Annotated in this window: 11 protein-coding genes; 6 read left to right on the top strand and 5 right to left on the bottom strand. The window is 73.8% G+C overall.

Going from position 1 to position 12705, the window contains the following annotated elements; all coding sequences use genetic code 11:
• The first annotated feature begins 72 nt into the window (after nt 1-72).
• Entirely contained in the window at nt 73-561 is a 489-nt protein-coding gene (locus TU31_RS16660; RefSeq protein WP_245698566.1) for a hypothetical protein, read from the top strand.
• 125 nt (nt 562-686) lie between these two features.
• On the opposite strand, the gene TU31_RS16655 is transcribed toward TU31_RS16660, so the two are convergent.
• From TU31_RS16655 to TU31_RS16635, 4 genes are all read right to left on the bottom strand, one after another.
• Complete coding sequence (locus TU31_RS16655; protein WP_042155040.1) at nt 687-1940, bottom strand: NAD(P)-binding domain-containing protein; 1254 nt, start codon at nt 1938-1940, stop codon at nt 687-689.
• Nucleotides 1941-2219: 279 nt separating this feature from the next.
• Nucleotides 2220-3482 (bottom strand): glycosyltransferase, encoded by a 1263-nt coding sequence (locus tag TU31_RS16650; protein ID WP_042155038.1) that lies wholly within the window; start codon nt 3480-3482, stop codon nt 2220-2222.
• A gap of 184 nt (nt 3483-3666) precedes the next feature.
• Nucleotides 3667-5169 (bottom strand): exopolysaccharide biosynthesis polyprenyl glycosylphosphotransferase, encoded by a 1503-nt coding sequence (locus tag TU31_RS16640; RefSeq protein WP_042155035.1) that lies wholly within the window; start codon nt 5167-5169, stop codon nt 3667-3669.
• A gap of 218 nt (nt 5170-5387) precedes the next feature.
• Entirely contained in the window at nt 5388-6479 is a 1092-nt protein-coding gene (locus TU31_RS16635; protein WP_042155033.1) for a hypothetical protein, read from the bottom strand.
• Nucleotides 6480-6723: 244 nt separating this feature from the next.
• Between TU31_RS16635 and TU31_RS16630 the strand changes: the two genes are divergently transcribed.
• Together TU31_RS16630 and TU31_RS16625 are read left to right on the top strand one after the other, a co-directional pair.
• Nucleotides 6724-7044, top strand: a complete 321-nt coding sequence (locus TU31_RS16630; protein ID WP_042155030.1) for a chaplin — start codon at nt 6724-6726, stop codon at nt 7042-7044.
• Nucleotides 7045-7233: 189 nt separating this feature from the next.
• Entirely contained in the window at nt 7234-8094 is an 861-nt protein-coding gene (locus tag TU31_RS16625; RefSeq protein ID WP_042155028.1) for a spermidine synthase, read from the top strand.
• 31 nt (nt 8095-8125) lie between these two features.
• On the opposite strand, the gene TU31_RS16620 is transcribed toward TU31_RS16625, so the two are convergent.
• The gene (locus TU31_RS16620) at nt 8126-8695 is read right to left on the bottom strand and encodes a hypothetical protein (protein ID WP_042155026.1); all 570 of its coding nucleotides are present in this window, start codon (nt 8693-8695) and stop codon (nt 8126-8128) included.
• Nucleotides 8696-8815: 120 nt separating this feature from the next.
• Here TU31_RS16620 and TU31_RS16615 point away from each other — a divergent pair, with 120 nt between their 5' ends.
• From TU31_RS16615 to TU31_RS16605, 3 genes are all read left to right on the top strand, one after another.
• A complete protein-coding gene (locus TU31_RS16615; RefSeq protein WP_078885813.1) occupies nt 8816-9505 on the top strand; it encodes a response regulator transcription factor in 690 nt (229 codons plus the stop codon).
• A gap of 142 nt (nt 9506-9647) precedes the next feature.
• Entirely contained in the window at nt 9648-11051 is a 1404-nt protein-coding gene (locus tag TU31_RS16610; protein ID WP_042155024.1) for a sensor histidine kinase, read from the top strand.
• A gap of 168 nt (nt 11052-11219) precedes the next feature.
• The gene (locus TU31_RS16605) at nt 11220-12269 is read left to right on the top strand and encodes a chitinase (protein WP_042155022.1); all 1050 of its coding nucleotides are present in this window, start codon (nt 11220-11222) and stop codon (nt 12267-12269) included.
• Nucleotides 12270-12705: the final 436 nt, after the last annotated feature.

Raw genomic sequence — 12705 nt, 5'->3', positions numbered from 1 at the left:
TCCTTTGCAGCGTTACGCCGCCGTAGCTGTTGACACGTCCGGCCGTTGAAGTCGGTGTAAAGGGTCGGGTACGTGCAGGAGGAGGGGTTCTCCGTGTGGGAGACCGGCGTGAGCAGGGGCGGCAACGGGTCCGCGGGCCGGGCCGGCGGCGGGCGGGGGCCGGCCGTCGCGGCCGGGACACCGGCCGTACCGGCCCAGGCGTGTGACCTCGTCACGGTGCCCGCCCGGCAGGGTCTGGAAGCCGTCGACATCCTCCGGCTGCGGGACGGGGTCGGCCCCGTCCTGCACGACGGCGCCTGCGACACCCTCGGCTTTCTCGTGCCGGCGGGCACGGCGGACGGCTGGGACGTGCCGGGCAGTGCCTGCACCCAGACCTCCGGGCGGGGGATCGCCCTGGGCGCACTGTGCGACGAAGGCGCCCCGGAGGAGCCGCCGGTGACCGGCACCGGCTGGCTGGTGCCGCCGGAGGGCGCGGGGGCCGCCGCCACCGATCCGGCCGTGCTGCGCGAGGCACTCGGCGAGGCGGCCCGCACGATCGAGGCCGTCGACCGCTGCCAGTAACCCCAGCGGGACCGCACGCGAGAGGGGCCGCCCGGCCACTGCCGGGCGGCCCCTTCGGGCGGGCGGTCGCCGGAAGGCCGGCCGGCGGACGGCGGTCTCCGGGCGGTGGACTTCGCGGACCCGCCCTAGTGCGCGGCCGGGGTGCTGTCCCGTGCCGGGCGGGGGATGGTGGTGGCGCGGCGGCGGTCGCCGAGCCGGCGCTGTACGCCGCGCAGCAGCCGCGCCGCGGTGAAGGACGCGCCGTACACGAAGCGCATCGACGGGCCGAACGACGGCGCGGACAGCAGCCCCGCGAAGAACAGTCCGGGCCAGGACGATTCGAAACCGGCGCTCAGTTCGGGCGCCCGGCTGCCGCCCACGGTCCGCAGGGTGGTGCGCACCCGGGGGTGCAGCAGCCGCAGCCGCCCGAGGTCCGGGGTGAAGCCGGTGGCCGCCACCACGTGATCCGTGTCGACGGTCTCAAAACCGCCGTCCGTATGGGTGAGTTGGAGCCGCACGCCGTCCTCGTGGGGAGTCGCCGCCCGGATCCGGTGGCCCAACAGGACCGGCACCGCCGGCTCGAAGCGCTCCCGCAGCCACCACGCGCCCGCCGGGCACGGTACGTGCTCGGCGAGATGCACCCGGGTCGCCGGGGGCAGCCGGCGCACCGCCCCGGGCAGCTCCGACCACAGCCAGCTCGGCCAGCCGGTGCCGAGCCCGGAGCGCGGGTCGCGCAGCGCCCGCAGCCGGCCGCGCTCCGGTGGCGGTGGCGGGGCGTGCCAGCGCAGCTGGTCGGCGCGGGCCACGAGGCGGGGCCGGGCGCCCTGTTCGGCCAGCAGGGTCGCGGTCTCCAGCGCGGACTGCCCGGAGCCGAGCACGGTGACGTCCTGGCCGCCGAAGCGGCGCAGGTCGCGGTGGTCGCTGCTGTGCGAGGCGAGTTCCGGGGGCAGTTCGAGCAGCGGCCAGGGGCGGTTGACGAACGGCAGCACACCGACGGCGAGCACCACGGTCCGGGCCGCGATCTGCTCACCGGTGTCCGTCTCGACGTGGAAGCCGTCGCCGTCCGGGCGTACGGCGGTGACGGTGACCTCCTCGACCTGGGGCACCGCCCGTTCGCCGAACCAGCTGCCGTACGCGGCGAAGGTGCCGAGGGGCAGCGGCACGCCGTGCTCGGCGGTCAGTTCGTGGGCCGCGCAGTAGTCGGCCAGGGTGTGGCCGCCGGCCGGGTCGGAGAGGTCGGTCGACCGGGGCTCGGACGTGAGGAGCATGCCGTCGGGCATGTGATCGCGCCACGAAGCCATCGGCCGGCCCAGGACCCGCAGCCGCAGTCCGGCCGCCGCCGCGTGCGCGGCGATGGAGAGTCCGTAGGGGCCGGCGCCCACCACGACGAGGTCGTACATGGAAGTTCCCTGCGCTTTCTCTTTGTGTGGTGCGGCTTCCCGTGGCCGCGTTGCGTGGTGCGGCTCCCCCCCACCCCCGAACCCACCCCCGCCCCCTCCCCCGAAGGGGGAGGAGGGGGAGGGGGCGGGGGAGCAACGGGAGGCGCGGTCGCCGGGCCCGTCCCCGGGGCCGTGGCCTCCGCCCCGGCTCGTGGGGGCCGTTGCCCGGGCCGAGGGCCTCCACCCCAGGGCAACGCCCCCGCCCCAGCGCAACGCCCGTCCCAGCGCAAACGCCCCCACCTACCGATTCGAGAGCGGCGACGGATCCGGCGACCGGGCCGGGTCCGGTAGCGACACGCTCGCCGGCGGGAGCGCGGCCGCCCGCCCCTGGCGTGGCGGTACCGCCGCCGGGGTTCCGCGCCGGGCCGGGGTGCCGGCCAGGGCCTGCTCGTACACGGACATCAGGGCCTCGGCGCTGCGGGTGATGTCGTAGCGCCGCACCACGGGCGGGACCGGCAGCCGGCCCGGGCCCTGGCGTCGGAGTTCCCGTAGGGCGGTGGCCAGTTCATGGACGTTGAGGCCGAAGTGGCGGGCGCCGGGGGCCTGGTCGGCGGGGAGTTCGTCGACGGCCGGGCAGCTGCCGTAGAGGACATGCAGGCCGGAGGCGAGCGCCTCCAGGGCGGCCAAGCCGAACGCCTCGTCGGGGGAGGGGGAGACGAAAACATCGATGGCCGAGAGCAGGCCGGGGATGTCCGGCCCGAAGCCTCCGGGGCCGTCGGCGGCGGTCGTGTCGACCGCGCCGTCGCGCTCGCCCAGCAGATGGATCCGGTCGCCCGAGCCGAACTGCTCCGCCATCCGCCGCAGCATGTCCCGCTCCGGCCCGGCACCCGCCAACAGCAGGTGCACCCCCGGCAGTTGGGTGACCGCCCGGACCAGTACGTCGAACCGTTTGCCGGGCACCAGCCGCCCGGCGCCACCGACCACGAAGGCGTCCAGCGGCAGCCCCAGCCGGGTCCGCACCAGAGCCCGCGCCGCCGGATCGAAGCCAAAACGGTGTGCCTCGATGCCGTTGGGCACCACATGGATCCGCTGCTCCGGTACGCCCCAGCGGCGCAGCCGGGCGGCGACGGTGTCCGAGACGGCGACGGTGGCCGTCCCCAGCCGTTCGGTGGCCCGGTAGAGCGTGCGGACGCCACGGGTCAGCCGGCGGCCCTCGATGACCGCGTCGCCCAGGGAGTGTTCGGTGGCCACCACGGCCCGTACGCCGGCCAGCCGGGCGGCGACCCGGCCGTAGACGCAGGCCCGGTAGAGGTGAGTGTGCACCAGGTCGTAGCCGCCGTCGCGGATCAGCCGGGTGAGGCGGGGGAGCGCGGTCAGGTCCCGGTTGCCGGTCATACCGAGGTGGGTGACGGGGGTCCCGTCGGCCTCGATGCCCTCGGCGACCGGGCCCGGACGGGTCAGGGTGAGGACTTCGCAGGGCACGGGGAGCCGGCGCAGCAGCAGCCGCAGCTGCTGTTCGGCGCCGCCCACGTCGAGGTCTGTGATCACATGCAGAACCTTCACCGGGTGCCTCCAGAGGTAGCGGCCGGGGTGGTGGTCCGGTCGGGGGGCAGAGCACGGCGCCGCAGCGGATGCCGGGCGCGGTCACGGGTGCCCGGCCGGTTCCGGGCGTGGTCGCCCCGGGGGCTGCCGGGCAGGGCGGGCACCGTGGCGGTGCGGCCGGGGCGGGGCGGCGGCGCGCCCGCGCTCATCTGCCCTCCAGCCGCACCACCGAGGCCACGGTGCGCAGCAGGATCAGCAGGTCCAGCCGCAGCGACCAGCTGTCGATGTAGAGATTGTCGAAGCGGGTCCGGTCCTCGATGGAGGTGTCGCCGCGCAGCCCGTGCACCTGCGCCAGGCCGGTCATGCCCACCGGCATCCGGTGCCGGGCGCCGTACTCGGGGCAGGCCCGGAGAAACTGCTCGACGAAGAAGGGGCGTTCCGGCCGCGGCCCGACCAGGCTCATCTCGCCGCGCAGCACGTTCCACAGCTGCGGCAGCTCGTCCAGGGAGGTGCGCCGCAGCAGCCGGCCGGTCCGGCTCATCCGGCGCTCGTCCGCCAGGCTCCAGCGCGTCGCCGCCTCCTGCGCGTCGCGCGGCTGCCAGGTGCGGAACTTCAGCAGGGTGAAGGTGCGGCCCCCGCGGCCGATACGTTCCTGCCGGAAGAGCACACCGGGCCCGTCGGCGAGCCGTACCGCGAGGGCGCAGCCCAGCAGCAAGGGCGCCGTGAGCACCAGCGCCGACGCGGCCAGCGTGAGGTCCAGCAGCCGCTTGCTCCCACCGCCGTGCCGGGGCGGGGCGGTCTCCAGGCGCCGGCAGGCGAAGCCCCACAGATGGTCGGTGCCGGCCTGCGGGGTCCGGCCCTCGCGGGCGGCCGCGGCGCCTGCCAGCCAGACGGCCGAGCCCTGGTCGATGAAGCGGCGCAGCAGCGCGGCGGTGTGCGGATCGCCGTACGGCGGCAGGGTGAACACCACGTCCCGCACGGTGTGCTGGATGACGGCCCGGGTGATGTCGGGCGCGGAGCCGAGCCGCGGCAGCGGTGGACCGGTGGGGCACGGGAGCGCGTCCACGGGACCGCCGGGCGGCAGCGACGGCGGGGTGATCACCCCCACCGGGCGCATCCCGGACTCGGGGCGGGCGTGCAGTACGGCGGCGAGCTGCCGGGCCGCCGGGTCGGTACCGACGATCAGCGTGGCGCGCGGCCGGCGGCGGGCGGCCCGGCGGCGGGCCCGGTAAACCGCGGCCCGGCCGCCGCAGACCAGCGCGGAGTGCCCGGCCACCGCACCCGCCAGAAGGGCCGGCGACAGCGCCTGCCCGGGGCGTACGGCGGCGAGTACCGCGGCCGCCGCGCACCAGCAGACGGCGGACCGGCCCAGCAGCGTCGGCAGTTCGGTCAGTGCCCGCGGGGCCGGGCCGGGGCGGTAGAGACCGGCGTGGGAATGGAGCAGCAGCAGTCCCGCCGGCAGGAGAGCGAGGGCGGCCGGTGCCGTCACGGTGCCGAGGACGACCAGCGCGGTGGCGGCGGTGGCCAGCGCGTCGGCGGCCAGCAGCGGGGCGACGGTCCGCCGGCGGACCCCGCGGCCGGGCCGGGGCGGGGGCAGGGTTTTCCGCCCCGGCCCGCGGGGCGGACCGACGGCGGCCCCCGGGCGGGGGGCCGCCGGCGGGGGCGGGACCCGGGCGGCGCGGTGCGCGTCCGCGCTCTCCGTCGTCATCGGCTGATCCGCTCTCTGCTCTCCGGGCACGGCGGGAATTTCCGGGGCTTCATGGGCTGTCCCGTCATGCCTGGCGGGCGCGCGACGACAGCTACGGCACCTCGCCGCGTTGTCGGAGCACCCGGATACATCCGGTACGCGGGCGCCCCTCCGCCGTGCGGTGCACCGCATCTGACGCCGCGCGCTGATCCACCAGGCATGACGGGACAGCCCTTGGCTCAGCGCCGGGTATCGGTCTGGACGAAGAGCGCGCCGAGCAGATTTCCGGGATCGCGGGCGGTGAAGCGGAAGGTGAGCCGATCGCCGCCGGACCGCAGGGCGGGGGTGATGTCGAATACGTCGGAATCAAATCCGAGGGTGTTCCGGTAAGCGGGCCACCGCACCGTCGGCCGGCCGAAATCGGTGACCGTCGAATTCATCACGTCGGTCGCCGGATTGGCGGCGTCGCGCACCGTCTGCGCGGTGTGCCGGCCGGCCCGGACGGAGAGCGTGTCATTTCTGCGGCCGCGGTCGCCGTCGTATGCGACCACGCCGGCCCGGCCGTGTGAATTCGCCGGGATACGCGGTCCGGGCAGCCGCAGCGAAAGCTCCCGGCGGTCCGCGCCCAGCGCCTGGAAACCGTCCCACAGCGCGATGCTGCGCAGCGGCTGCCTTTTGTTCTCGTAAGCGGCCACCAAAGTCCAGCCGCCCCAGACACCGGTGGCGGAATGGCCCGTCACCATATTGATCTGCGCGACGGTATAGGCGCCGGCGCCGCTGCTCCGCACCAGTCGGGTGACATCCGCGGACGCCTGGAATCCCTCGGCAGCGGAATGCGGGCGGTGCCGGGTCAGGGTGTCGGCGACCACCTGCCGGTACCGGCCGCCGGGCTCGGCGATCAGCACCCGGCCGTTGTTCCCGGCGGTCTGCTGTGTGCCGCCCCGCAGGCTGCCGCCCCAATACAGCCGGGCGTAGCTCACCCGGGAGCCGGCCGGGAGGTGCAGGGTGGCGCTGCTGGAGTTGGCGGTGCGGGCGTCGGAGTCGACGTCGATGGCGGCCATCCGGTAGAGGCCGTTCCGGCCGGCGCCGCCCTGCTGGGCCACCGCACACGGGGTCGCGGTGCGGCCGGCCGCCGTTTTGCAGGTGACCGAGGAGTTGGCGGCGATGGCGATACCGCCGTGCTGAGTGACGTGATAGCGCTCGGTGAAAGGAATTCGCGCGGATTCCCCGGGGGCCGGTGCGGCCACTGCCGAAGACAGGGCGGCCGACAATGCCAAGGACGCCGGCGCGCATACGACGCCGCGCCCGGTGCGGTCCATCGACTTCCGCATGTCTTCCTCTCCGACTTCAATCAGTCAAACAGGAGAGCACTCTGACAGAAATCATGTTGGAAACCGCGGCAGGCACGCCGGACCCCGGCCGGGGGCGGCCATTCAGGGGAATGCGGGAGTTCGCGCGGTCCGGCTGTACTGCCAGAAGGGCTAACGATTTCCCGGAAGAGGGAATGCCCGCATCCCTGCCGTATTTCGCTCGTTGTGACCGGTTGCCCCATTCGCGAACTGAAAGGAGAATGGGATGAAGCGGTTTGTTACGACCGCCGCGATGACTGCGGCCAGCTGTGCCATGGTTCTGGGTGGCGCAGGCATCGCATCCGCAAGCGGGGACCACGGCCGTGGTCACCACGACCATCACGACAGCTACCGTCACGACCACCGCGGGCTGTACAACCACCGCAGTGGTGCCAACGCGGCGGGCTTTGCGGCGGGTTCCCCGGGCATCCTCAGCGGCAACAATGTCCAGGTCCCGATCAACATCCCGATCAACATCTGCGGCAACAGCCTCAACCTTGTCGCGGCGCTCAACCCGGCGTTCGGGAACGTCTGCATCAATAGGTGACCCGCCCGCCGGTCCGGATGGACATCGGGCCGGCACGGGTCATGATGTGCAGTTGGCGGATCGCCCCTGACCTCGGTCGTGGGTGGTCCGCCACTCTGCCCGGCACGCCCCCCACCCCTGGCCCTCCGAGCACCGCTATCGCGCTGACCAGCGGATACGGCATCCCGGGCACCGGCCATACTGGAGGGCATGGCGAAGAGCAGACGCGGGCGCGGCGGCCCGGAACCCGTCACCGGAACGGTGGACGGCGGGCTTGCCGAGCTACGGCCCGACCGGGACCGGCCACGCGGGTGGACGCTGCTGATCGACGGTGCTCCGCAGTCCCATGTGGACCTTGACGACCCGGCATTCCTGGACTTCCCCTATCAGCGGCGGCTCGGGCACATCGCCGATCTGGCCGGACCGGCCGGCAAACCGCTGCGCGTCGTCCATCTCGGCGGCGGCGCCCTGACCCTGGCCCGCTATGTCGCGGCGACCCGCCCGCGGTCCACCCAGCAGGTCGTGGAGATCGACGCGGCGCTGGTCCAGCTCATACGCCGGCAGCTGCCGCTGGACAGCGGCTGGCGGATACGGGTGCGCGGCGGCGACGCCCGTGCCGGTCTCGCGAAGGTCCCGGACGGCTGGGCGGACCTGATCATCGCCGATGTCTTCGCCGGCGCCCGCACGCCCGCGCATCTGACCAGCACCGAATTCGTGACGGAGGTCCACCGGGCGCTGCGGCCCGGCGGGTTCTACGCGGCGAATCTCGCCGACGGGCCGCCGCTGCGGTTTCTGCGCGGCCAAATCGCCACCGTCCGTACGGTCTTCCCCGAGCTGTGTCTGACCGCCGACCCGGCCGTCCTGCGCGGCAAGCGCTTCGGCAACGCCGTGCTGCTGGCCGCCGACGGGGAACTGCCGGTCGCCGAACTGACCCGGCGGGCGGCGACCGATCCCCAGTCCGGCCGGGTCGAACACGGCCGCGCACTGCTGGACTTCACCGCCGGCGCGGCCCCGGTCACCGACGCCACCGCCACCGCCTCGCCCGCCCCGCCGGCCGACGTCTTCGACTGACGACGGACGGCGGACGGGCGCGCGATCGCGACTAGGTCGCCTGATTGCTGGTCTGCACGGTCGGCGGATGGCCGTTCCAGGTGCAGATCACGGACGTATGGCTGCCGCCGCCGGTGAAGTCGACCCGCAGCCACCCGACTTGCTTCCACACCTGCATCTCCCAGCCCGGGTTCGGGGTCGCCGACACCAGCTGGGCGGACCGGTCGTCCATGTCGAGGACCACCCGGCCGCCCGCCGTGGCGTAGCTCTTGACCTGGCCGTCGGAGGCGGGGGCGGCGCCGCCGGGCGGACCGCTGTCCGGGTGCCGCGGCCGGGCGGAGCCGGTGTGCGACGGCGTGGCCGGGCGGGACGGTGCGGGGTCGTCGGGTGCCGTGCTGCGGGTGGGGGAGGGGGGCGGCTTGGGGCGGTGGGTGGAGGAGACCCGCGGGGTGGCGCCGTCCAACTGCTCTCCCGAGGACCCCACTTGGCTGGTCAGGGGCAGGGCGCGCGGGGCGTCGTACATCGTGCCGGACAGCACGGTGTGCACGCCGAACCACGACAGGGCGACCGCGGCCCCGGTCGCCAGCGTCCAGGCCGCCACATGAACCAGTCCTCGTTGCATCGGGCTCATACTGCACCACCGGCCCACCCGGTGGCAGCCCCGGGCAGGCGCCGCGGACCGCACCGCCCCGCTGTCAACTCCGGTCCGGAGGTGTCGCCCGCATGGCGTACGGTGCCGCCCATGGCACGTGTGCTCGTGGTCGAGGACGACCAGTTCGTACGCTCGGCCCTCATCCGGCATCTGACCGAGGCCTCCCATACGGTACGCAGTGTCGGTACCGCCCTGGAGGCGCTGCGCGAGGTGGCGCACGTCGGCTTCGACGTCGTCATTCTCGACCTCGGTCTGCCCGATCTGGACGGGGGCGAGGCGCTCAAGATGCTGCGGGGAATCACCGATGTCCCAGTGATCATCGCCACAGCCCGGGACAACGAAGCCGACATCGTACGGCTGTTGAACGACGGCGCCGACGACTACCTGACCAAGCCGTTCTCCGTCGAGCATCTCTCGGCCCGGATGGCGGCCGTACTGCGTCGCTCCGGGACCACGGCCGGTGCGGAACCGCCCTCACGGGTGATCCGGGTCGGCGGCCTGTCCATCGACCCGCTGCGCCGGCAGGCCGAACTGGACGGTGTCGCACTCGACTTGACCCGCCGGGAGTTCGATCTGCTGGCCTTCCTCGCCGGCCGGCCGGGCGTCGTCGTCGCCCGCAGAGAACTCCTCGCCGAGGTCTGGCAGCAGTCCTACGGCGACGACCAGACCATCGACGTCCATCTGTCCTGGCTGCGCCGCAAACTGGGCGAAACCGCGGCGAAGCCACGTTACTTGCACACCCTGAGGGGTGTCGGAGTGAAGCTGGAGCCGCCTCAGTGAGCTGGGGGTACCTCCCAGCGGTAGCTGGGGGAGCACGAGAGGCGGCCGGGCCGCGGACGGCGCAGAGACCCGCACCTCTGCGCCTCGTGGGCACAGATGGGGGTGCCCCGGGACGGAGTCCGGGGGAGAAGGGTGAGATCCAGTGAGATGGGCCCTGGTCAAGGTGGCGCTGGCGGTCACCGCGATGGTCGTGGTCGCCTTCGCCGTCCCCCTCGGGCTGGTCGTCAAGGAACTGGCCCGCGACCGCGCCTACTCCAATGCCGAGCGGCAGGCCGCCACCATCGGCCCGGTCCTCGCCATCACCACCGACCGCGGCCAGCTCGAACGCGCCGTGGCCAGCGCCGAGACCGGCTCCGGCCGCCGGATCGGCGTCCATGTCCCGGCCGGCGGCAAGAACGACAGCCCCGTCGAGATCGGCACCCGGCGCGCCCCGCAGGCCGATGTGGCGGCCGCCGCCAAGCTGGGCCGGGCGTCCATCTCACCGGTCCCCGGCGGCTCCTCGCTCCTCCAGCCGACCGCGGTCGCCTCCGGTATCGCCGTCGTCGAGGTGTTCGTCCCCGATGCGGCGCTCACCAACGGCGTCACCACCTCCTGGCTGGTGCTGGCCGGCGTCGGCCTGGCGCTGGTCATCGGCTCGGTCGCGGTCGCCGACCGGCTCGGCACCCGCATGGTGCGACCCGCCCAACGGCTGGCCGGTGCCGCCCACGACCTCGGCAAGGGCAAGCTCGGCGTCCGCGTCCTGGAGGACGGCCCCAAGGAACTGCGGTCCGCGGCCAGTGCGTTCAACGCCATGGCCGACCAGGTCGTCCAACTACTGGCCAACGAACGGGAGCTGGCCGCCGACCTCTCGCACCGGCTGCGCACCCCGCTGACCGTGCTCCGCCTCAACGCCGCCTCGCTCGGCGATTCCCCTGCCGCCGACCAGACCCGGTCCGCCGTCGAGCAATTGGAGCGCGAGGTCGACCAGATCATCCGCACCGCCCGCGAGCAGAAGGCCCAGAACCAGCAGGCGGCCGCCGTGGCCGGCTGTGACGCCGCCGAGGTGATCCGCGAGCGGATGGCGTTCTGGTCGGCGCTCGCCGAGGACGAGGGCCGCACCGTACGCATCGCCGGCGCGGACCGCCCGGTACGCCTCCCCGTCGCCCGCCCCGACCTCGCCGCAGCCCTGGACGCGATGCTCGGCAATGTCTTCCGGCACACCCCAGAGGGCACCGCGTTCGCGGTCGATGTGCACAACGCGGAAGAGGCGGTGATCGTGCTGGTCTCGGACGCCGGGCCGGGCATCGACGACCCGGATGCGGCGCTGCGCCGCGGCCACGGCGGGGGCGGCGACGGCTCCACCGGCCTCGGGCTGGACATCGTGCGCCGGCTGGCCGAGTCCACCGGCGGCGATGTGCGCATCGGCCGCTCGGTGTACGGCGGGACCGAGGTGCGCGTCTGGCTGGCGCTGGACGGCGGGGGCGCCCCGCACGGCGGGCGGCGCGGCCGCCGACTGCGCCGCACGCTCCGCGCCCGGGGGCGGAGCGCCCTGCGCAACCGCACCTGAACGGGGCACATGCCAGCGGCTCTTAACCGCCCCCTTTCACCACCTTAAGGCCGCCATAATTCCGCCAACTGCCGGTCCATTCCCGACATTTGTCCGTTTCACTGTCGCTAGCCTGCGGGACGCACCACGGTGCACTCCACCCCCCAAGTGACGACAGGCAGGCACGAGATGAGTCCCTCGGTACACCGCCGACGCAAGAGCCGCACCACCAAGCTGATCGTGACCGGTGCGGCCGCCGCGGTCGCGGCCGGCGGCGCCTTCGCCGTCGCGGGGTCCGCCCTGGCCGCCAAGGCACCGCGGACCGCGGGCCCCACCGCGAAGGCGGCGGCCGGCTTCGCCCCGTACGTCGACACCTCGCTCAGCCCCGCCTACGACCTGGTCGGCACCGCCAAGAAGACCGGGGTGAAGACCTTCCATCTGGCCTTCGTCACCTCCGGCGGCGGCTGTGTGCCCAAGTGGGGCGGCTCCGGCGAGCTGGGCAATGACGCGGTGGCCAAGCAGATACCGGCGCTGCGCGCGGCCGGCGGCGACGTCCGGGTCTCCTTCGGCGGCGCCAACGGCTCCGAGCTCGGGGTGGCCTGCGGCTCCGCGGGCGAACTGGCCGCCGCCTACGGCAAGGTCATCGACCAGTTCAAGCTCACCAAGGCCGACTTCGACATCGAAGGCGGCGCCCTGCCGAACACCGCCGCCAACACCCGCCGCGCCCAGGCCATCAACCGGCTCCAGAAGAAGCACCCCGGCCTCGATGTCTCCTTCACCCTCCCGGTCATGCCCGAGGGCCTGACCCAGGACGGGGTGAACCTGCTCGCCGACGCCAAGAAGAACGGCGTCAAGATCTCCGCCGTCAACATCATGGCGATGGACTACGGCCCTGCCTACAGCGGCGACATGGGCACCTACGCCACCCAGGCCGCCACCGCCACCCAGGGCCAGCTCAAGAAGGCCCTCGGCCTGAGCGACGCGGCCGCCTGGAAGACCGTGGCCGTGACCCCGATGATCGGCGTCAACGACGTCCAGAACGAGGTCTTCCGCCGCGACGACGCCACCGAGCTGGTGAAGTTCGCCCGGACCAAGCACCTGGCCTGGCTGTCGATGTGGTCCTCGACCCGGGACCGGGCCTGCCCCGGCGGCACCGGCAACTCCGCGCAGCCGACCTGTAGTTCCATCGAGCAGAAGCCGCTGGACTTCACCAGGGCCTTCGGCGCGTACAAGGGCTGACCCCCACCGGCGGTCCGCCCCCACGGACCGTCCGTCCCCCAGGCCGGGGCGCAGCGGGCTCCCCCCACCCGCTGCGCCCCGCCGTCCTTTCCCACCGCCCGCCCTCAGCCCGCACCGCCCCTACGGCCGGTCGGAAGGAGACCGGGGTACGGCGAAGGGATCTCCGGCGGCGGTCCGCCCGTCACGGAGGACGCCACCTCGGGATCTCCGGTACGGGCTCCCCGTCCACGACGTCAGCGCCTCAGCCGACGGAAAACGGAAGTCCCGACCGGGTGTCGCGGCCCACCCCGGGACCTGTCATGTCTGCGATCGCCCGCTGTGAGGTCAACGGCACCCTCGGCAATCCCGTGAAGATCACCGCGACCCCTCGGCACAGCACCCGACTGTGATCATCGGCCCCGGCTCCGGGCCCCGGCCTCTGTCCCCTTATATGGGC

The organism is Streptomyces lydicamycinicus (genome assembly GCF_000829715.2).
Lineage (GTDB): Bacteria > Actinomycetota > Actinomycetes > Streptomycetales > Streptomycetaceae > Streptomyces > Streptomyces lydicamycinicus.
Note: the sequence above shows the minus strand (reverse complement) of the source record. Positions and strands in the feature narration are given on the sequence as shown.

Excerpts from the sequence above, each read along its gene's own strand:
- TU31_RS16605 (WP_042155022.1), top strand. The coding sequence starts at position 11,220 with ATGAGTCCCTCGGTACACCGCCGACGCAAGAGCCGCACCACCAAGCTG.
- TU31_RS16625 (WP_042155028.1), top strand. The coding sequence starts at position 7,234 with ATGGCGAAGAGCAGACGCGGGCGCGGCGGCCCGGAACCCGTCACCGGA.
- TU31_RS16635 (WP_042155033.1), bottom strand. The coding sequence starts at position 6,479 with ATGCGGAAGTCGATGGACCGCACCGGGCGCGGCGTCGTATGCGCGCCG.
- TU31_RS16655 (WP_042155040.1), bottom strand. The coding sequence starts at position 1,940 with ATGTACGACCTCGTCGTGGTGGGCGCCGGCCCCTACGGACTCTCCATC.
- TU31_RS16640 (WP_042155035.1), bottom strand. The coding sequence starts at position 5,169 with ATGACGACGGAGAGCGCGGACGCGCACCGCGCCGCCCGGGTCCCGCCC.
- TU31_RS16620 (WP_042155026.1), bottom strand. The coding sequence starts at position 8,695 with ATGCAACGAGGACTGGTTCATGTGGCGGCCTGGACGCTGGCGACCGGG.
- TU31_RS16630 (WP_042155030.1), top strand. The coding sequence starts at position 6,724 with ATGAAGCGGTTTGTTACGACCGCCGCGATGACTGCGGCCAGCTGTGCC.
- TU31_RS16615 (WP_078885813.1), top strand. The coding sequence starts at position 8,816 with ATGGCACGTGTGCTCGTGGTCGAGGACGACCAGTTCGTACGCTCGGCC.